The organism is Agrobacterium larrymoorei (assembly GCF_030819275.1).
In the GTDB taxonomy this organism is placed as follows: Bacteria; Pseudomonadota; Alphaproteobacteria; order Rhizobiales; family Rhizobiaceae; genus Agrobacterium; species Agrobacterium larrymoorei_B.
Genome location: NZ_JAUTBL010000002.1, coordinates 1,260,636 through 1,279,638 on the forward strand (window position 1 = coordinate 1,260,636; position 19,003 = coordinate 1,279,638).

Consider the following 19,003-nt stretch of genomic DNA (forward strand, 5'->3'; position numbering starts at 1 on the left):
ACAACCACGAAGCCCAGCAGCGAAATTTCAAGCAAACTGTTTAGGCCGTCACGCATCTCATTACCCTCCAGATTTCCGTGCCAGGAAAACGTGGAAAACATAACGTAGTTCCGCGACAATGGTGCGAATCTTAATGGACGGTAAAGAAAATGTCTTGAGCCCGTGCTTTTTTGATCAACCCGTAATGACGAAGGCGATGATAAGATGGCCGACGATGCCGACGACAAGGCAGGTCATCAAAAGCAGGAGCAGGGGCTTTTTCATCGTCTTACATACTCTTCCAAGCTGAATCAGTCGCCGTCTTCTACGCCCCGCGAGCTTAGGCGTTAAGCCACCTTCTGGCTGTTGCGACATTATGCCTTGATATCGAGGCCAGCCTCAAGCGCAGCCGCAACAAATGCGCGCCGGGCGTCCTCGGGTTTCTTTTTACCCGATCCGACGGCAGCGCAGACGAGGAGAGCTTGATCGAGTGCGTCACCGTCTTCAACGGGCCAGTCTTCGATCATCGCCCAAGACGCGGCTTGCGTTGTATCGATGCTGATGTAGTTGCCGGGTTCTTCCAGCGCGACCAGAACCGGCTTGCTCCATTTCGTGTGCATCTTATCGTCCATCGCTCTATTCGATCAGAGGATGCGTGTATCCCGTTAGAACGCTGTATTCAACGGCCTAAAGCTTACGCGATCTGTCAGATTCGCTCCTTACGCTTTAGGTCTTCGTTTTGTCGCATGTGGTTATCGCAAAACGCTGCATAGTTTTGCTTGGACCACGCTTTGGATCAATCGTCAGGCCCAAAGGTCAGCCAATCGCGAATAATCCTGCGGTCGATGATCTTGATCGAACGATCTGGCTGGATCTGATAGGTCTCGATCACACGGTCACCGTTCCAGCGCCTGAAATTATGGGTGAAGGTGCTGCCGACAGGCGATTTGGTCAACTTGGTGCGCGGCTGGCCATTATAGGTAATGCTGCCCGGAATGGGCTCAAGATTGACAGACGAGATTCCCGTCGTGCAGCCTGCAAGCGCTACAGCAAGAACGGAAACTGCGATAAGGGTCTTTGCTTTCAAGAAGCGCTCCATTGAATCGGACGGAATGTCATCGCAAATTTATTGTCGTAAACTACGGGCCGGGACGGAGGTTCCTCAAGGTGCGGGAAGCGTAAACCGTAACAAGATACCTTATCTGGTGATTTTGAAAGTTCCCTATTGCGCGGAAAATGGATTCGTTCTAAATCCCCGCCATCGCTCGACGTGACAGAGCGTGTGAGGCCTCGTGGCGGAGTGGTGACGCAGAGGACTGCAAATCCTTGTACCCCGGTTCAATTCCGGGCGAGGCCTCCAAAAAGCTCCCACATTACCGATGTAGACTTGGTTCTAAAGATTACGCGCCGTGGCGCATCTCGCCGTGATTGTTTCGCTGGCGAGTTTGCACAAAAAAGCCCTGCCGGGCCAGTGACCGCAGCAGGGCTCTTGTGGTCCAGCCGATCAGATTCGTCCGAGCAGGACTAGGATCAGCAAGATGACCACCACGAGTCCGATGCCACCCGACGGCCCCCACCCATAATTGTGATAGCCCCAGCTCGGAAGCGCTCCGATAAGGAATAGAATGAGGACTATAACCAGGATTGTACCGAGCATGTTTACCTCCACCCGTTTATGATGCGTCAGTAACGCAATAATGATGAGGCGGATAAAAAAGTTCCCGGGCACGGTATCAGAGGATGCGGCCGAGCGAAGCAAACACGCCGAGGCGCAAGACCGTTTCTTTTTAGTCTACTGATGCATGCTTGTGCTTGAAAGCGCAGGCGGAGCCCATTAAGACGATTAGCAAAATGCGGACACACCTGTCTCCGCCAGGCTTTACTCGAGGCAAGCACGACATGATGGATTTTGAAACCGCACGCGCGAAAATGGTGGACGGCCAGGTGCGCACGACCGACGTGACGTCCCATTCGGTGCTCAAGGCGTTTTTCTCCGTACCGCGTGAGGCCTTCGTTCCAGAAAACGTCAAACAGGTTGCCTACATGGACGAAGATTTGCAGATCTGTCCTGCCAAGGATGGGTTTGGGGCGCGTTACCTGTTGAAGGCTTCGCCCATCGCCAAGATGCTGCAGCTCGTGGCCGTCACCAAGGATGATTTGGTACTGGAAGTTGGCGGTGCGACAGGTTACGTTTCCGCGATCCTGTCGGAACTCGCAGGCTCCGTGGTTTCGCTGGAAAGCGATCCGGAACTGTCTGCGAAGGCGAGCGAAACGCTTACCGCACTCGGTTACGACAATGTGGTCACGGTTTGTGGCCCGCTCGAGCAGGGATATGCTGCCCAGGCACCCTACGATGTGATCTTCATCAATGGCTCTGTTGAGGAAGTGCCGCAGGCGCTTCTCGACCAACTCGCAGACGGCGGTCGTCTGATTGCTGTCGTGGGTTATGGTAATGCAGCCAAGGTTACCGTTTATCGTCGCGACGGAAAGGGTATTTCTGCTGCGACCTTCTTCAATGCGTCGCTGAAGCCTCTTCCGGGCTTTGCCAAAGCCAAGCAATTCGTTTTTTAAATCGCTCGCAAAAGCAGATGGTTAACAGATGGCTCGGTTAACGCCGGGCCATTTCTGTTTGCAAATAAAGCTGTGTATCGCGCAAATCGGCCTCCCACATGGATTCTCTTCTGATCCCTCGTGCCCTACACTCAAGTTGATTCGGAGCATGCGTATTCTGCTCCGGCCCGTCTTGAACGTGAAAATCGGGGATAAAAATGGCTCAGCCGAGTGTAGCGCGTGAACCATCCATGGAAGAGATTCTGGCATCGATCCGCAGGATCATCGAAAGCAATGAGCCTGCGCCGTCGAATGGATTTCCAGGTCAGCCAGCGCCCGAGTTCGAGCTTGGTGATGTAGAGCTGGATGTGGATTTTGCCGAGGATATCTCCGCAGAGATTCCGAGCCCGCCGGCCCATGTTCCACCGGCTGCCAATCAGGGCTATGGCGCGCGCCAGTTCAATGATTTCGCGCCTGTTGCCGAAAGAGAGGAACCTGCTGCCGAGAAATCGATGTCGCTCGCCGATGTCGCGGCACGCGTCCGTGCAGCGGCAGATCGCAACGCAGCACTGGGGCCGCAGGGTGGACTAGGACAGGGGCAGGGCGCAACCCCAGCACCAGCGGCCGCGCCAGTGCCCACCCGACCCTCGTTTGAAGCTGAGCGCCCCCAGCCAGTTCAGTCGGCTCGCCCGACGGATGTGCGTCCGCTGATGGCGGCGGTAGCACCGGCACCTCAGCCTGTTCGGGAAATGCCGACATTCAATCCTCCGCCGCAAGTTTCTGCGCCGGCGCCAGCGCCGCAGCCTGTCCCGGTTTGGGAAACGATGGAACTGCGCGGCGCGGTTGAAGAACAAGAAAAGCCTGTTTCTCGGGCTGTCGACCTTCGTCAGGAGCCCGTTGCTGAACCTGTCGTTCAGAAAAATGAACCGAAGCTCGATCTACCGTTGAACCTGGTATCTGCCGAGGCAAGCGCCCAGATCGCCCGATCCTTCGGCGCTCTCGCTGACGTATTTGACGGCGTGCGCAACCCGACCATCGAGACTGTCGCTCAGGATATGCTGCGCCCGATGCTGCAGGAATGGCTGGAAGACAACCTGCCAACGATTGTCGAGCGCATGGTTCGTGAAGAAATCGAGCGCGTTGCGCGTGGTCCTCGTCGTTGATGCGCATTGGAGGAAGGCTGCACCTTTCTCCTGATCGTGCCGAGATGAGGTCACCTTGAGGTCATGATGACCTTTCGTTGATACAGAAAGCCGCTGGGGAGATGATCTCCCCAGCGGCTTTCGCTTTTTTTGTGCCTCGTTTGCGCGAGCGCTTCCGCCATCTGTTGCCGCGGTTTTTTCAGTCTAAACCACTCACCTCTCGCATCGCTGTCGCGCACCGGCGCTTGTGTTGTGAACGTGACCTGTGGTCAGCAAGGGCCAGTCTCTGGAAATTCTCACAACGCCTAAACCCTTTAGGAACCGGTCAAGGGCGGAGCGGAGCAAGTGACGTTCGGGTGAAGACTTAAGCCATGCTGGACCTGTGGCAGCGAGCTGGAAATACCGACCGATCTTCCGGCAGCTGAATGTGTCGGTTCACCGGCTAGAAAATCCTGTAGATCCCGGAAGTACAAAGCGCTCTCAAGACGACAGTCGGTCTACTCGATAGAGCTATCGGCGAAGTTCTGGATGCTTCCGATCTCCGTTCCCAACATGAGACGTCTTGGTGCCGAGCGCAGCAGAAGAGCGAGAAACCGCATCGACGCGACGTAGGCCGCTCCCTAAGTCGAAGGACAGGAAGCGATGAGGGCTAGGGATGCGCTTCCGTAGCAATGCACCAGTGGTCACAAGGGAATTGCGAATCACGCGCCGATCTCACGCAGACGAGCCGTTTATTCATTCTGCCTTGATTGCCCCAGGATTGATTGATCGCATCTCGGCTAGATCTTTGTGAATGCACATCGGCAGCGGCATTGCTGAACAAATGAAAACGCCCCCGCGGTTGGCGAGGGCGTTTTCAAAAGCTTGTGGAAGAGCTTGCTTAGCTGAAGCGTCCGGCGGCGTGGGCCAGCATGGTGTAGACCTTACCGGTATCCGACGTCAGGTATGATTGCGTCACCGTGCGGTCGCGATCCGTGCGGGCAACATCCGCCAGGAGCTTTTCGAAGTCGGAAATGTAGCGGTCAACCGCGGTGCGGAACTCCGACTCGCGCTCGTACTTGCGCTTGATCTCGTCGAAGGTCTGCTGGCCCTTCAGTGTGTAGAGACGACGTGTAAAGACGTCGCGCTCACCGCGCTGATAGCGGCCCCACAACTCGACAGATGCGTCGTGATCGATTGCCCGGGCGATATCCACGGAAAGCGAATTCAGCGACTCGACGACATGGCGTGGGTTGCGGCTGTCAGCGGCACGTGTCTGCTGCTCAGCGGCAGGCCGGGCTGCCGACGGGGCGGGTGCCATCGGCGCTGCATTGTCCTGAGCGTCGCGAGAGGCGCCGCGCAGCAGGTCGCTGATCCATCCGCCACCGTCTTCACGGCGCTGAAGCGGGGCGGAAAGACCAGGCTGCGACGGGGCTGGACGTTGTTCGACGGGCGCGACGTTACGGATGACCGGTGCGGCCGGCTGCTGCTGAACGGGAGCCTGTGTCGCTGCCGGTGCAGAAAGCGGCTGCTGTTGGGGGCGTGGTTCCGAACGCATCTGTTGAGGCTGCGGGGCGGCCGGCTTGGTGGCCGCGATTGCCCGTGCTGCCGGCTCGGAGATTTCAAACTGCTGGGTCGAGCGACCCACGAGTTGCGAAATATCTTGTAGTGCCTTGATCTGCTCGGAAACAGCGCGACGCATGGCGGCTGCACTTTCCTTGGCTTCTTCCGGCAGGTCGAATGCGCCGCGCTTCAGCTCGGCGCGGGTTGCGTCGAGCTCCTGGCGGATATCCTGGCTGGAGCGGCGGATTTCTTCCGTCGCGCCGGAGAAGCGATTGACTGCGTCCTGTACCGCTTCGCGCAGTGTCTCGCGCATGACTGTTGCCGCTGCGTTTGACTTGTCGGTAGCGCTTTTGATCAGCTTATCGACGTCAGACAGCGACGACGCGACGCCGTTGCGCAGGCGGCCTGCAAGCTCATCCGAATGCTTCTGCGCCTCGGACATGGTGCCCTCGATCGAACGGGCAGCGTCCTGGCTGGCCGCAAGAAGCGCACCGCGCACGTTCTGCGCCGCATTGCGTGCGCGCTGCTCTGTCTCGTCCAGCGAACGACCGATATCGTCGAAGGAGGAGTTGAGGTTTTCACGCAAGTTGCCTGCCACTCTGCTTGAGCGTTGTTCGGCCTCGCCCAGCGTTTGCTCGACGACGGACATCACGCCACGCATTGAGTTTTCGATTTCCTCAGAGCGCTGCGACAGACCGACGGAGAGCGAACGAAGCGCTTCCTGACGCTCTTCCAGCGTGCCGACGAGATTGGCCTGCGCGGAGGTGAGAAGCTCTCCTGCCTGCGACAGAACCGAGGAGTGCTCGTCGAAACGCGCTACGATTCCAGCGACCTGAGACAGCGTGGTACCGGAGACATTGGCCAGACGATCGACCTTGCTCTCTAGCAGGCGGCTGGACGTGGTTATCAGGTCGGATGCGCGCGATGCGGATTCCGAGAAGCTTGTGGTGGCGCTGTTGAGAGCCACGTCGGCCTGCTTGAATTCCTGCGTAGCGCGCGCCACAGCCACATTCAGACTGTCGGTAGCGCCGTTCACGACATCCGTCATGCTCGAATGAGTCTGCGACAGCATGTCGGTGCTCTGACGCGTCGCCGCAACCAGCTTATTGGCTGCATCGCTGCTGGCGCGTGCGTAATCGTCGATGGCCTGTTCCACCATGCCGACCATGCCGCTATTGGTTTCCGACAGCAGGCTTGCGCTCTGCTGAGCCGCAGTAACGATCTTCTCGGCTGCTTCTTGGCCGACGACGGAATATTCGTTGACGATCGGCTTTGCCTTCTCCTCGATGAGGCGGGACAGTTCGGCAGAACGGCTTGCCAGCATGGAGTTGAGTTCGCGGGTACGGCTGTCGAGCGTATGGCGGATAGACTCGCCACGCGCATCAAGGGCGCTTTCGACATTGGTCAGCGTCTCGGAGATGGCACCGACCTGCGTGCGAACGACCGCTTCTGCTTCCGCAACCTTGTTGACGATGGCGTTGCCAGCGTCAGAGAAGGTTTGCGCAACCGCGGCGGCTTGGCCCGAGAGCCTGCTCTGTGCGTCTGAGATACGACCGACGATCTCATCTGAACGTTGTTCGACAGTACGAGTGAACTCGTCATTGCGGGCCTTGATCTGATCGGCGAATTCGAGACCGGTCTTACCGATGAACTCGGTCGAGCGGACTGCCTCATGATCGATACTCTGAGCCGCGTCAGCCACCGCATCGCGAAGGCTGCGAGCAAGACCAGAGGCTTTACCCTCAATCGTGCGGTTGACGTTTTCGAGACCGACGTTAAGCGCGCGATCCATCGTGCCGAGACGCTCGTCAATCCGAGCCGTACCCGTAATGAACACGCCTTCGATCTTCTGCGTGGCGTCGTCAAGCGTTGCATTGACGTTGCTCAGATCGGACTGAAGCTTGCCATGCAGGGCTTCGATATTGTTTTCCAGCCGAGCGCCGGTTTCACCGAGACGGTTGGAGACGGTGTTGACGGAGTTTTCGATACGCGAGGTCAGCGATTCCGATGCAGTATCGATCGTCCGCTGCAGAACCTCCTGCTGCGTCTCGAAGGACATTTCCAGCATGCTTGTGCTGGAAGCGACGGTGGTCGCAAGCGACATCGTCTGCTCGGACAGAAGATCGCCAAGCTGTTCCTTGGCAGAGCCCAATGTCTCCGACAGAGCGGAATGATGCTGATCCAAGGTGCTGCGGATGGCTTCGTGCGATGTCTGGAGATTGTTTTCCAGACGCTGGACGCCGCTCTCCATCGTATTGGCGAAGTTGCCGGCACCGGATTCGACTGCGGTTTCGATCCGGGTCGCTGCCGAAGCAACGGTCTGCTCGATCAGCTCGCTATTGCGCTCGACGGTACGGCTGATGGTGTAGGCCTGTGTTCCCAGCATCGTGTCGAGACGAAGATGTCCAACGGACATGGCTTCTTCAATAGCGGATGTCGTCGACGTCAGTCGTTCCTCGGCATCCGAGACCGTGCGGGCAAGGCTCGCCGCGCGTCCATCGAGAGCAGAAGCGAGGCGCTCTTCGGCGGACGAAATCGCCATGTCGATGGCCATGGTACGGCTGTCGAGCGTGTCAGCAAGTCGTTCCTCAACACCGGAAACCACCGAGGTGAGGGCGCCTGTCCGGCCATCCAAAGTTTCTGCCAGGCGCTCTTCAGCGCTGGAGAAGGCCATGTCGATGGCCATTGTGCGGCTGTCCAGCGTATCGGCGAGACGTTCTTCCACGCCAGACACCACGGAGGTGAGGGTGCTTGTACGGCCATCCAGGGTTTCTGCCAGACGCTCTTCGGCAGAGGAGAAGGCCATGTCGATGGCCATTGTACGGCTGTCGAGGGTATCGGCGAGACGCTCTTCCACGCCGGATACCACGGAGGTGAGGGCGCTGGTGCGTCCATCCAGGGTTTCGGCAAGACGCTCTTCAGCGCTGGAGAAGGCGATATTGATCGCCATGGTGCGACTATCGAGCGTGTCGGCGATCCGCCCTTCGACACCATTGACGGCATCCGTCAACGCATGGGTGCGGCTTTCCAACGTATCGGCAATGCGGGTCTCAATACCGGAAACGGCGGTTGTCAGGGTGGCCGCGCGGCTGTCGAGTGTGTCTGCAATCCGCTCTTCAGCGGACGAGAACGCCATGTCGAGCGCCATGGTACGGCTGTCGAGCGTATCGGCAATGCGCTCTTCCACACCGGCAACCACGCTGTTGAGTGCAGAGGCGCGGCTATCCAGCGTCTCGGCCAAACGACCTTCGACATCGCTGACAATATTGGTGAGGTTGGAAGTGCGGGTATCAAGCGTTTTCGCAATAAGCTCCTCAGCGGACGAGAACGCCATGTCGAGCGCCATGGTGCGGCTGTCGAGCGCATCTGCAATACGTTCTTCCACACCTGCAACAACATTGCCCAAGGCGGAGGTGCGGCTGTCCAGGGTCTCGGCCAAGCGACCTTCGACGCCGCTGACGATATTGGTGAGGTTGGAAGCGCGGGTATCAAGCGTTTCCGCAATACGCTCTTCGGCTGTGGAGAACGCCATGTCGAGTGCCATGGTGCGGCTGTCGAGCGCATCGGCGATGCGTTCTTCCACACCGGTCACGACAGCGCCGAACGCAGAGGTGCGGCTGTCCAGGGTCTCGGCCAAGCGGCCTTCGACATCGCTGACGATATTGGTGAGGTTGGAAGCGCGTGTATCCAGCGTCTCGGCGATACGTTCTTCTGCTGTAGAGAACGCCATATCGAGTGCCATGGTGCGGCTGTCGAGTGCATCCGCAATGCGTTCTTCCACGCCGGCAACAACAGTGCCGAGCGCAGAGGTACGACTATCCAGCGTCTCGGCAATGCGATCTTCAACGCCGCTGACGACGGTGGTAATGGCGGAGGTCCGGCTGTCAAGCGTTTCAGCAATGCGTTCTTCAGCAGTCGAGAGCGCCATGTCGAGCGCCATGGTACGGCTGTCGAGTGCGTCGGTGATACGCTCCTCAACACCCGCAACGACGTTTCCGAGTGCAGAGGTGCGGCTGTCGAGCGTCTCGGCCAGACGACTATCGACATCGTTGACAATGGTCGTCAGAGCGGAGGTGCGTGTATCGAGTGTTTCAGCAATTCGCTCTTCGGCTGTTGAGAAGGCCATGTCGAGCGCCATGGTGCGGCTGTCGAGCGTGTCGGCAATGCGCTCCTCGACGCCGGCAACAACGTGGCTGAGCGCTGCGGTGCGGCTGTCCAACGTATCAGCGATGCGGTCTTCAACGCCGGAGACGGCACCGGTAATGGCGGCAGCGCGGCTATCAAGTGTTTCGGCTAGGCGACGCTCGACATCGGCAACGACGTTATTGATGGCAGCGGCTCGCTCCTCCAGCAGTGCAGCAAGGTGTTCGGCCGTACCGGCGACCGATCCGGTGATCGCTTCGGAGCGGCTGGCGAGCGCGCTGTCGAAACGGTTCTGGCTTTCGGTGAGCGCACCGAAAAGCTGGGCGCTGCGCTCGGCAAGAACAGCGTCGATCTTTTCATGGGTGCCGACGATCGCGCTGGAAATCTCGCTGGTGCGGGCACTCAAGGCGTCGGTCAGTTCGCGGGTGCGCGTTTCGAGCGAGCTTTCCAGCATTTCCTGACCGGCGCCCAGCGATGTCGCCAAAGCGAGGGACTGATCGGTGAGGGTGCTGTTCAGGCGATCGATATTGGAATTCAAGATGCCGCTGAGCGAATCCGTGCCGCCCGCAACGGTCTCGTTGATGCGTGCGAGGCTCTCCATTAGCTTGCTGTCGAGCGTACCGGCGCGCTGGTCGAAGGCGCTGGCAAACTCTGCAACATGCGCGTCGAAAGCCGTGTTCACGAGGCCGACGGTCGTCTGAAGCTTCTCTTCGAAGAGGCCCGAACGCAGATCGAGATCCATGATCGCATCATCTGCCGTGCTTTGCAGACTCTGGCGGAAGGACATGCCCTTCTCTTCCAGCGTCGCGGAGAGCTTGCCGAGCACCGTGTCGAGAGAGCCGTCGATGACCTGCTGGCCGCGGCTGATATTCTGCGACAGTTCCTGCGTGCGCTTGGTCAGCGTTTCGTTGAGCAGGCGCGTGTGCTCATCCATCGACCGGTTGAGTGTTTCCGTGCCGCTCGAAAGTGCGGTGGCATGCGTCGCGAATTTTTCGATCAGAGCGTTTCCACGCTCGTCGAACGTGTTGGAGAGATCATGCAGGCGCAGATCGAATTCGTTGTTGAGCGCCGCTCCAGAGCTGTTCAGAGCATTCAGTAGATTCTCGGTCTTCGCTGCAATCAGCGTGCCCATGGCTTCCGTCGAAACGCGGGATTTCTCCAGCAGCGCTGCGGAACGTGTGTCGATCATCGAAGCGAAGGCCTCACCACTGGTGGCAAGACGCATGGAAAGCTCTTCACCAACCAGTGACAGCTCTTCCTTGAGCTGTTCCTGGGCGCCGAAGATCGAGGAGCGGATGCGCTCCGCATGGCTGATAATGGCGTCGCGCTCTGCCGTCAGCTCATGGACGAGGCCGCGCACGCGCAGTTCGTTGTCGGCATAGCTGCGCTCAAGCGCGTTGACTTCCGAATGAACGAGCGTCTCAAGTTCGGTCGCGCGGGCAATGGTGCGCTCGATGCCGTCATTCATGGCGGAGACTTCGCGGCGAACCGCCTGGCCGACAGACATGATCCGCTCGGACGCGATCGTTTCCGGCTCTGCGAGACGCAGCGCGACTTCCGCCATGGAGCGCGCGGCATTGCGCAGATCCTTGGCACGCGCCATCATGATGGCGAAGGCGAAGAACAGCATGATCGGCACGACGATGCCGACCATGATCGCCATCAGGCCGGGAATGGCGAACAGTTGTGCGATAGAGCCTACATTCCAGATCTGACCGCCATAGATGGCATGCGCCAGACCAACGCCGGCGATAGCCCAGAAGACCGATACGATAGAGGCATTGCGGATGGCACTCGTCATGGAACCAGCCTCCAGCGATCGCAGGATCATGGCTGGGCTACGCTTGGTGCCGTCATTGGCAGCCTCAAGCCCTCCGGATCGGGACTGCTGCTCGCTCGCTGCACGCGCTGCCGCTGCTTGCGCCGAAGACTGTGCCTGCTGTTCGTTCTTACGCGGTCTATTCTGTTCTGGCACTCTTGCCTCCGCGGGCTTGGGAGTGGACCTTCTACGAGGCTCCGGCTTATTTTCGTATGCGCCGAGCTGCAAGGCATCTTCAAGTGCCTGATACGCAGTTTCGTCGATCGAGTCGCTAAACTTGTTGTTCGCCATGCGGTTACGCCTCGTTACATATACGCCCGGCTCATGCCGTTCATTCGCCCGCCGCCTGCAAACGAATATCCGCCATCATGCCGACAAGACACCTTGAACCATCATGGTACGCGGTGGCCTGCGCCTTACTAACACCTGAAAGCGGTCACCCAGCTTTAAGGCAAAAAATACATCAGCTTGCGGAATCCGCAAAACCCGGGAAGAGGTGATGCGGCACCGAATAACGGTAGTGACACATTTGCAGCTTTTAAACAATTAACACGGGCGGGGAAGGCAGACCAAGTGCCTGCTTGTTAACAGTTTTTAAACCCCTGAAAGGCTTGGAAACCCTGAATTATGAGAAGTTTAACATAAATTAACCATAGCGAAAGATTTTCCCGTTATAGGCGCCCCATTTTCAGCGGAAAGCGACAATAGCCTGCTTTGATGTGAAACACATTCGAACAACCTCTACCCAGGCAATTAAAGGAAAACGGAATGGCTGCGCTTAGTATCGCATTTGAAGCGCCGGATAATCACGGCGGCAACGCCGCTTCTGGAAAAAAGACGATCGACTTCGCTCACCTTGCCGGTCAAACGAAGGGCGATAAGGATCTTGAGATCGCTGTTCTCCAGCTCTTCTCGCGGCATTCGCGGTCTATTCTTCAGGAGCTTGCGGTGGCCGACAAGGCATCGATGCGCAGGATTGCCGGCCGTCTAAAAGGATCGGCCGATGCAGTTGGCGCCTTCAACGTCTCCGCCGCAGCGGAAGCGCTTGAAAACGGCGAATATGACGGTGCGGCGCTTGCAAAGCTTGCCGCCTCCATAGTGGAGGCCGAGAACTTCATTCTGAAGCTCTGCCGGTAAACCTCCACAACTATGAATGCTGCCGGGGAAGTCTTCTCCGACACCTCGATGACAGGGCCGGTTCGGTTCGCAACCGCATTGACGGGTTGCCAATCGCAGCCGGCCTTTCTATGTGTTTAGAAGAATTCTCAAACACCTTGCCTGGATCTTTTGAAATGACCAAACTAACAATCGTTGCTTTCGACGGCACGTCCCATGAACTCGACGTCAGCAACGGCTCCACCGTGATGGAGAATGCCGTTCGTAATTCCATTCCCGGCATCGATGCCGAATGTGGCGGCGCCTGCGCCTGTGCGACCTGTCATGTCTATGTGGACGATCAATGGACGGAGCGGGTCGGGCCGCCGGAGCCGATGGAGGAGGACATGCTCGATTTCGCCTTCGACGTTCGCCCAACCTCGCGTCTTTCCTGTCAGATCAAGATGACCGACGACCTCAACGGTCTGGTTGTCCACGTACCTGAGCGCCAGGGCTGACCAAAATCTCGATAAATCTTTGAAAAGATTGAGCGGCGGTGGCCATAATCACTCCACCTACCGCTCCAGTTGGGCGCGTTACCGACAGGCGGAGAGGAAGACACCTGCGGCTTCATACGCACCGGGAGAGCCCGTGCGATCGTGAATTTCAAGTCTTCGAATATGTTTATTCTCTGTTGCTTCACCAATACGTGAGTCTGCCCTGTGGTGCCATGGCAAGAAATCAACGGTGATTATCCGGCAAAACCTTTTTGGCAACGACGTGCTGGCACAAGCGCCAAGTGCATCAGACCCGCGTTACTGTGAGCCCGCGCGTTGCTGAATGCGGTTCTTGAGAAGCCGCGTCATTCTGGCGTCGAAGTTCTTGGACTCGATCTTGTCGAAGCGTACCTGATCCTTGTCATGCGCATCCATAACCTGTTGGCTGACATCCGCGACCATCTTCTGCATGGTGTCGCAATTGGACTGCGGACGCAGTGCACGGAGCTTCTGATCGAGATCGCGGGCATATCCACGGGCAATTTCGGCATGCCGCTCCTCATGGCGCTTGATGTCGGCGGCAAGCGTATCCCAGATCAGCGCCAGATCCGCATTGGTACGACGCCGGTTCGACCAGCGTGGCAGGAGGATTTTCGTGTGTAGCGTCACCTTCACTGTACCGACGCCGCACCGTCCATTCTTCTCCACATAGGTGAGTTCGCCGCCAAACTTGATTTCGGTCGCGCCTGGATGGCGAAAGCCCGTGGACTTGGTCATCGGTCCGCGGAGCGACAGTTCACGATCCAAATCTTCAGCCGTTTTCCCGCCGACGGTGAAATAGGAATAGGTCTTGGTACTGATCGTCTCCGCGACAGCCGGACGTTCCAGAATGGGCAACAACAGTGCACCCGCCAGGAGTGCGCGGCAGACAGGGCGAAGCTGTTTCATTTTCCGGCCTTCATGTTGAACTTGCCGGAGGATTGCGTCATAGAGCGCAGGGTAGCCGAGTAAGCGCGCAAACGACGCTTCAATCCTTTGGAAGACGTACCGCGCCCGGGAATGGTCGATATCGGTCTCACAACGACCGATGCGGAAAACGGAGCGGGATCGGTGTAAATGGCAAGGCACTCCACGAATTCGGAAAGGCGTACGTTACTTGATAACAGCCAGCGGTAATCTGTGGCAAGCGGCCCATGGCCGCTTCCTGAAACTTGATGGACACGGCCTTATCATGGCGATCATCAACGCCACGCCGGATTCTTTCTCCGATGGGGGGCGCTTTGAGACCGTTGATCAGGCGGTTCAGCATGCCTTGGCCTGCGTGAAAGATGGCGCGCATATCGTCGACGTCGGTGGTGAATCGACCCGTCCAGGCGCTGCAAGCGTAACAGATGCGGAGGAGCAGGACCGCGTTCTTCCGGTGATCGAACGGCTTTCTCGGGAAACGGATGCGCTGATCTCTATCGATACATACCGGGCCTCGACGGCGCGCCTGGCCATCGAGGCGGGGGCTCACATCGTCAACGACGTTTTCGGACTGCAGAAAGATGCAGACATGGCTAAGGTCGTAGCGCGCTCTGGAGCGGGCGTCTGCATCATGCACACCGGCCGGGAGCGGCAGAAACTGAACGACGTCATCGCCGACCAATTCGCTTTTCTGAATCACTCTCTCGCGATTGCCGATGCCGCCGGCATTGCGCGTGACCGTATCGTGCTCGATCCCGGATTCGGCTTTGCCAAGGACGTGGACGAAAACGTCGCGCTGATGTCGCGTTTCGATGAGCTTTCTGCTTTCCGACTGCCTATTCTGGCTGGCACGTCGCGCAAACGCTTCATCGGCGCGTTGACCGGACGGGAGGCAGCAGATGAGCGAGATGTGGGGACGGCGGCAACGAGCACGATCCTGCGTCTTGCAGGTGCGATCATTTTCCGCGTTCATAACGTGTCCATGACAAGGGATGCTTTGGCTGTCGCCGATGCTGTCCTTGACCAGAAGAAGCGACAGGAGACACGCAGTTGAGCCGTTATACGATCCTTTTGAAGAACTGCTCGTTCTTCGCCCGCCATGGCCTGCTGGAGCAGGAAGAGGTGCTGGGTCAACGCTTCTTCGTCGATGCCGAAATGGATGTCGAGGCTGGAGATGCGCTTGAGACGGACGAGATCGGCAACACCGTCGATTACGGCGTGGCCTTCGCCGTCATCGAAAAGATCGTGGTCGGCCAACGGCGCTATCTGATCGAGGCGCTTGCCAATGATATCGCCACTGCCCTTCGCCAGCGTTATCCACAGATCGTGCGGGTCAAGATCACCGTGCGCAAGCCGTCGGCGCCAGTTCCAGGCATCCTCGATTACGCTCAGGTCTGCGTCGAACAGCATGCCTGAGAACTGGACATCCGCGACGCTCGGTCTCGGCGGCAATATTGGTGATCCAAAGACAGCCATGGCAAAGGCCCTGACCGCCTTGAGCGACCGTATCGATTGCCGCCTTTTGTCGGTCTCCGAGCTTTACCGCACACCGCCCTGGGGCAAGACCGATCAGGCGGATTTCTTCAACTGCTGCTCCTTGATTGAAACGGCGTTATCGGCCGAGGCTCTGCTCGACCTCTGCCTTGATATCGAACGGGGGATGAAGCGTGTGCGCCTTGAGCGCTGGGGGCCGCGCACCATCGATATCGATGTGCTGACCTTTGGCGACACGCAGGTCTTGACCGAGCGTGTCGAAATTCCCCATCCCCGAATGACGGAACGTGCTTTCGTCCTGATGCCGCTTGCCGACATCGCGCCGGATCTGGTGGTCAAGGGCAGGCGGGTGATCGACTGGCTGGCAGATGCGGATAAGACCGGCATCGTGCGCGCAAACGAAAAGCGGGAATGGTGGACCACTCCCGCTTCGGAATGAGAATCGAATTGAGGGGCGTTATGGCTTGATCGAGCCAACCGCCATCGAGTCGACATTGCGCGCCAGCGTCAGGCCGATGACGGGAATCATCTGGTCTGCGACTTTCACCGAGATCGTAATGTTCATCGACTTGCTGTCTTCCATCACGCGAGCAACCATCACACCGTTAAGCTTGGCGCGGTTGATGCCGAGCACGACCTTGTCACCGCTGACCTGACCGGACGTGACGTCCAGTCCCTTGCCCTCGGAGCCATCGAGAAACTTACCCTCATAGCCGCCGCCCTTCTTGGCAATGATGGCGGACATGGGCTGCTTGAAGACGCCGACGCGGCAGGTACCGCCAAGCTTGATGCCGGTTTCCTTGTCACCAAGCGATTCGCCAGTCAGATCACAATTGAACTTCGTGCCCTTGTACTTACCCGCGACGATCTCGCCTGGGCCAGACCAAGTGCCGGCGACAGAGCCGAAGAAGACATCGTCGCGCGATGCGGCCTGAACGTCGGAAACTGCGAGCCCGCTACTGACGGACATAACGGCGGCAAGCCCGCCCAGAAGCGAAAAGAAGCGCGAAAACATGATACTTTCCCTGGCGAATAGGCCGCTTTGTGTGGGAGCAATCTATGTCGCGAATGGTTAACGCTTGGTATATTTCGCCGAAATAAGGATAACGAGTTGTAACCATTTAGCCCCGAAGAGCCCGGAAATCAGGGCTTTTCCGTTTTCGTGGCACCCTTCAGATCCGGTGTCAGATCGGACATGAAGTCGCTGATGCCGGGCCGCTTCAGCGCCCGGAAAGGAAGCGGGCGGCAGAGGTCCATAGCGGCAATGCCAATCCGGGCAGTCATTAAGCCATTGATGACGCCTTCGCCGAGACGGGCTGATAGGCGCGAGGCGAGACCATGTCCAAGAACCTGCTGGGCCAGCCCATCGCCGACTGCAATCGAGCCCGTAACGGCCAGATGGGCGATCACGTCGCGCAGCAGCCGGATCATGCCAAGCGTGCCTGGGCGCCCGCCATAGAGTTCTGCCATGGCGCGAACGAGCCGGGTCACTTCAAACAGAACATAAGCCAGATCGACGATTGCCCGCGGGCTGACAGCGGTTACGACCGAGACCCGCTTCGAGGCGTTGAGAATCAAAGCGCGGGCTTGCCGGTCGAGCGGGGTCAAAAGCTCCCGTTCGGCGAGCTCCATCAGATGCGGTCCGTCGATCACATCGCTCTCTGTATCTTTGAGAGCGGCCCGACCTTTCGCTGTCTCCGCCCGGTGAGAGAGGACGGCCATCAGTCTTGTGATCACGGAACGCGCTGCGGATGCCTTCTTTTGGCTGGAAGCCTCTTCCGCATCGGCCTTTAGCGACTGAACGGCGTTCAAACGCATGATGCCAAAGACTTCTCGCCCGACAAGCACCAAGACGGCGACGACTGCAACGATGAGCGCGACGCTCGCCGTGTAACCCAACCAGTCCGACCGCGAGAACAGGTCGCGGATCAGCTGGTCTGCCCAAAGGCCGAAGGCAAGCGATAGAAGAACGCCAATTGCGCCAAGAGCAAGCTTGCCAAAAGAAAAGCGGTGACGGCGGGGTTCTGCGACGGGAAGCGGCGCTGCGTCGATCTCCTCCGGTACAAGAAAGGGATCCTCTTCGTCCGGCACCATCGAGATGTCAGTGTCGAAGCTTCGCGGCTGACGCTTTGGCAAAGCCGTCCGCATATCCTGTCGTGGCTCGGTTTCCAGGGTGAAAGCCGCGGGTCTGCGAGAAGAACCTTTATTGTCGTCTTTCATGCGAGCTTGTCTCCAAACAGGAACTGCATGGCGCGGTCCAGCCGAATATGCGGGACCGAAAGCTTGATGCCGCCTGCGGTCTCTTCTAGTTTCGGTGGACGGAAGCGGATGACGTTGACGTCGGGCAGGTCTGCCGAAGCGCCTTGCGTATCGATCTGGCGAAAGAGCGGCTCCGGGTCTTCCGGTAGGTCACCGGGAAAGATTGCCGTACTGCGATTGCCATCGAAGACCTCACCATTGATCTTCTCACCGGCAATCGGCGTGCCGACGATGACGGGCAGTGACACGCCATCCTGACGCACGCTCGCTTCCTTCGTCGCGCGCACCGAGGCGAGCGCCATTACTTCGATACCTGCGCCACTCATGCCGATGGTTGTCACGGCGCGGTCGACCAGACGCGCAGTCAGACTTTCCAGGCGATCATGACTTTCGTGATGCAGATGATCCGCCTTGGTCGCGGCCACCAGCACCTTGTCGATACGCCGACCTACGAGTGACGAGAGCAGGCTGTTCTTGCCGGGGCGGAAACAGGCAAGCACATCGCCAAGCGCGCGCTCCAAATCCTGCACCGCTTCCGGCCCGCGATTGACCGCCTGCAGCGCGTCGATGAGGACGATCTGCCTGTCGAGACGGGCGAAATGTTCGCGGAAGAAGGGTTTCACCACGATCGACTTATAGGCCTCGAAGCGCCGCTCCATCATGGCGCGGAGCGATCCTTTGGCAGCCTTCTCGTTGCCGATGCCGGGAAGAGGTGAAAAGGTGAGGGCAGGTGAGCCTTCCAGATCGCCTGGCATCAGAAAGCGTCCAGGCGGTAGTGTCGAAAGCGAACGCTCGTCGGATTTGCAAGCCTTGAGGTAGGCCGCAAAGCTTTCTGCCAAGCGCTTGGCGGTCATCTCATCGGCGGGTGCATCAAGATCAAGGGAGGACGCAATCCCCAGCCATTCGCGTGCAAGTTCGGCTCTGACGCCAGTTTGCGCCAGCGAAACGGTGTTGTCGCTGAAGGTCTTGTAATCTTGCGTAAGCAGCGGAAGATCGAGCAGCCATTCGCCTGGATAATCGACGATGTCGATGGAGAGCCTGCCTGGGGAAAACCAGCGTCCCCAGCCGCTGGCGCTCTGGTAATCCAGCGTGATGCGAAGCTCCGAAATGGCGCGCGTCGAATCCGGCCAGATTCGGTCTCGAACGAGTGCCTGGATATGATCTTCGTATTGAAAACGTGGAATGGCGTCATCTGGCTGCGGCTCCAGCCGCACATTCGACACACGCCCTGAACGAATGGCCTCGAAGAGTGGCAAGCGTCCACCATTCAAAAGATTGTGGACGAGCGACGAGATGAAGACCGTCTTTCCCGCACGCGACAGCCCCGTCACACCGAGCCGCAATGTCGGATTGGTCAGTGCGCTTGCACGATCCGCAAGATTGTCGAGCGCGATCAATGCGCTGTCGGTGAAAGATGTCAGGGATGGCGGCAATGACGTTTCCTAAAAATAATCAGTTTCCCGAAAACATATAGGATAGCCGCATGCTCAAAAAAGAAGCGCCGAGGAAAGTTTTGC

15 protein-coding genes and 1 tRNA gene are annotated in these 19,003 nt (G+C 58.4%); 8 read left to right on the top strand and 8 right to left on the bottom strand.

The genetic code is table 11. The features are described 5' to 3' along the window. Positions 1 to 353: 353 nt before the first annotated feature. Positions 354 to 599, bottom strand: a complete 246-nt coding sequence (locus QE408_RS14765) for a DUF982 domain-containing protein (RefSeq protein WP_306932404.1) — start codon at positions 597 to 599, stop codon at positions 354 to 356. A gap of 176 nt (positions 600 to 775) precedes the next feature. Beyond that, positions 776 to 1,078 carry a hypothetical protein gene (locus tag QE408_RS14770; RefSeq protein ID WP_373465554.1) on the bottom strand — a complete coding sequence of 101 codons (303 nt, stop codon included), beginning with the start codon at positions 1,076 to 1,078 and terminating at the stop codon, positions 776 to 778. A gap of 187 nt (positions 1,079 to 1,265) precedes the next feature. On the opposite strand from QE408_RS14770, the gene QE408_RS14775 reads away from it, so the two are divergent. Continuing rightward, a tRNA-Cys gene (locus tag QE408_RS14775) sits at positions 1,266 to 1,339 on the top strand. A gap of 144 nt (positions 1,340 to 1,483) precedes the next feature. Here QE408_RS14775 and QE408_RS14780 read toward each other — a convergent pair. Further along, positions 1,484 to 1,636: a DUF3309 family protein gene (locus QE408_RS14780; protein WP_306932407.1), complete on the bottom strand. Its 153-nt coding sequence runs from the start codon at positions 1,634 to 1,636 to the stop codon at positions 1,484 to 1,486. Positions 1,637 to 1,878: 242 nt separating this feature from the next. Between QE408_RS14780 and QE408_RS14785 the strand changes: the two genes are divergently transcribed. Beyond that, positions 1,879 to 2,550 (top strand): protein-L-isoaspartate O-methyltransferase family protein, encoded by a 672-nt coding sequence (locus tag QE408_RS14785; RefSeq protein ID WP_306932409.1) that lies wholly within the window; start codon positions 1,879 to 1,881, stop codon positions 2,548 to 2,550. 197 nt (positions 2,551 to 2,747) lie between these two features. Continuing rightward, positions 2,748 to 3,692 carry a PopZ family protein gene (locus QE408_RS14790; RefSeq protein ID WP_306932412.1) on the top strand — a complete coding sequence of 315 codons (945 nt, stop codon included), beginning with the start codon at positions 2,748 to 2,750 and terminating at the stop codon, positions 3,690 to 3,692. A gap of 859 nt (positions 3,693 to 4,551) precedes the next feature. Here QE408_RS14790 and QE408_RS14795 read toward each other — a convergent pair. Further along, positions 4,552 to 11,466, bottom strand: a complete 6,915-nt coding sequence (locus tag QE408_RS14795) for a hypothetical protein (RefSeq protein WP_444876273.1) — start codon at positions 11,464 to 11,466, stop codon at positions 4,552 to 4,554. Between the two features lie 477 nt (positions 11,467 to 11,943). Between QE408_RS14795 and QE408_RS14800 the strand changes: the two genes are divergently transcribed. Together QE408_RS14800 and QE408_RS14805 are read left to right on the top strand one after the other, a co-directional pair. Continuing rightward, positions 11,944 to 12,312: an Hpt domain-containing protein gene (locus QE408_RS14800; RefSeq protein WP_306932414.1), complete on the top strand. Its 369-nt coding sequence runs from the start codon at positions 11,944 to 11,946 to the stop codon at positions 12,310 to 12,312. A gap of 155 nt (positions 12,313 to 12,467) precedes the next feature. Then, positions 12,468 to 12,788 (top strand): 2Fe-2S iron-sulfur cluster-binding protein, encoded by a 321-nt coding sequence (locus QE408_RS14805; RefSeq protein WP_062425462.1) that lies wholly within the window; start codon positions 12,468 to 12,470, stop codon positions 12,786 to 12,788. A 297-nt stretch (positions 12,789 to 13,085) separates the two neighbouring features. Here QE408_RS14805 and QE408_RS14810 read toward each other — a convergent pair whose 3' ends face one another. Further along, positions 13,086 to 13,715, bottom strand: coding sequence for a DUF922 domain-containing Zn-dependent protease (locus QE408_RS14810; RefSeq protein WP_306932417.1), 630 nt, complete (start codon positions 13,713 to 13,715; stop codon positions 13,086 to 13,088). Between the two features lie 208 nt (positions 13,716 to 13,923). On the opposite strand from QE408_RS14810, the gene folP reads away from it, so the two are divergent. The 3 genes from folP to folK are packed head-to-tail and all read left to right on the top strand — an operon-like array spanning position 13,924 to position 15,666. Further along, a complete protein-coding gene (gene folP, locus QE408_RS14815) occupies positions 13,924 to 14,787 on the top strand; it encodes a dihydropteroate synthase (protein WP_444876274.1) in 864 nt (287 codons plus the stop codon). Continuing rightward, on the top strand, positions 14,784 to 15,149 hold the full coding sequence (gene folB, locus QE408_RS14820; RefSeq protein WP_062425460.1) for a dihydroneopterin aldolase: 366 nt from the start codon (positions 14,784 to 14,786) through the stop codon (positions 15,147 to 15,149). The genes folP and folB overlap by 4 nt, the downstream gene beginning before the upstream one ends. Beyond that, entirely contained in the window at positions 15,142 to 15,666 is a 525-nt protein-coding gene (folK, locus tag QE408_RS14825; protein WP_306932418.1) for a 2-amino-4-hydroxy-6-hydroxymethyldihydropteridine diphosphokinase, read from the top strand. Before folB ends, folK begins: the two co-directional genes overlap by 8 nt. A gap of 18 nt (positions 15,667 to 15,684) precedes the next feature. Here folK and QE408_RS14830 read toward each other — a convergent pair whose 3' ends face one another. The 3 genes from QE408_RS14830 to QE408_RS14840 all read right to left on the bottom strand — a co-directional run bounded on the left by QE408_RS14830 (position 15,685) and on the right by QE408_RS14840 (position 18,919). Further along, complete coding sequence (locus tag QE408_RS14830; protein ID WP_306932420.1) at positions 15,685 to 16,242, bottom strand: hypothetical protein; 558 nt, start codon at positions 16,240 to 16,242, stop codon at positions 15,685 to 15,687. A gap of 128 nt (positions 16,243 to 16,370) precedes the next feature. Then, positions 16,371 to 17,447: a YcjF family protein gene (locus QE408_RS14835; protein WP_306932422.1), complete on the bottom strand. Its 1,077-nt coding sequence runs from the start codon at positions 17,445 to 17,447 to the stop codon at positions 16,371 to 16,373. Beyond that, on the bottom strand, positions 17,444 to 18,919 hold the full coding sequence (locus tag QE408_RS14840) for a YcjX family protein (RefSeq protein WP_306932424.1): 1,476 nt from the start codon (positions 18,917 to 18,919) through the stop codon (positions 17,444 to 17,446). Before QE408_RS14840 ends, QE408_RS14835 begins: the two co-directional genes overlap by 4 nt. Positions 18,920 to 19,003 lie beyond the last annotated feature (84 nt).

Excerpts from the sequence above, each read along its gene's own strand:
- QE408_RS14805 (WP_062425462.1), top strand. The coding sequence starts at position 12,468 with ATGACCAAACTAACAATCGTTGCTTTCGACGGCACGTCCCATGAACTC.
- QE408_RS14830 (WP_306932420.1), bottom strand. The coding sequence starts at position 16,242 with ATGTTTTCGCGCTTCTTTTCGCTTCTGGGCGGGCTTGCCGCCGTTATG.
- folK (WP_306932418.1), top strand. The coding sequence starts at position 15,142 with ATGCCTGAGAACTGGACATCCGCGACGCTCGGTCTCGGCGGCAATATT.
- QE408_RS14785 (WP_306932409.1), top strand. The coding sequence starts at position 1,879 with ATGATGGATTTTGAAACCGCACGCGCGAAAATGGTGGACGGCCAGGTG.
- QE408_RS14800 (WP_306932414.1), top strand. The coding sequence starts at position 11,944 with ATGGCTGCGCTTAGTATCGCATTTGAAGCGCCGGATAATCACGGCGGC.
- QE408_RS14795 (WP_444876273.1), bottom strand. The coding sequence starts at position 11,466 with ATGGCGAACAACAAGTTTAGCGACTCGATCGACGAAACTGCGTATCAG.
- QE408_RS14810 (WP_306932417.1), bottom strand. The coding sequence starts at position 13,715 with ATGAAACAGCTTCGCCCTGTCTGCCGCGCACTCCTGGCGGGTGCACTG.
- QE408_RS14770 (WP_373465554.1), bottom strand. The coding sequence starts at position 1,078 with ATGGAGCGCTTCTTGAAAGCAAAGACCCTTATCGCAGTTTCCGTTCTT.
- QE408_RS14835 (WP_306932422.1), bottom strand. The coding sequence starts at position 17,447 with ATGAAAGACGACAATAAAGGTTCTTCTCGCAGACCCGCGGCTTTCACC.
- QE408_RS14790 (WP_306932412.1), top strand. The coding sequence starts at position 2,748 with ATGGCTCAGCCGAGTGTAGCGCGTGAACCATCCATGGAAGAGATTCTG.
- QE408_RS14780 (WP_306932407.1), bottom strand. The coding sequence starts at position 1,636 with ATGCTCGGTACAATCCTGGTTATAGTCCTCATTCTATTCCTTATCGGA.
- QE408_RS14765 (WP_306932404.1), bottom strand. The coding sequence starts at position 599 with ATGCACACGAAATGGAGCAAGCCGGTTCTGGTCGCGCTGGAAGAACCC.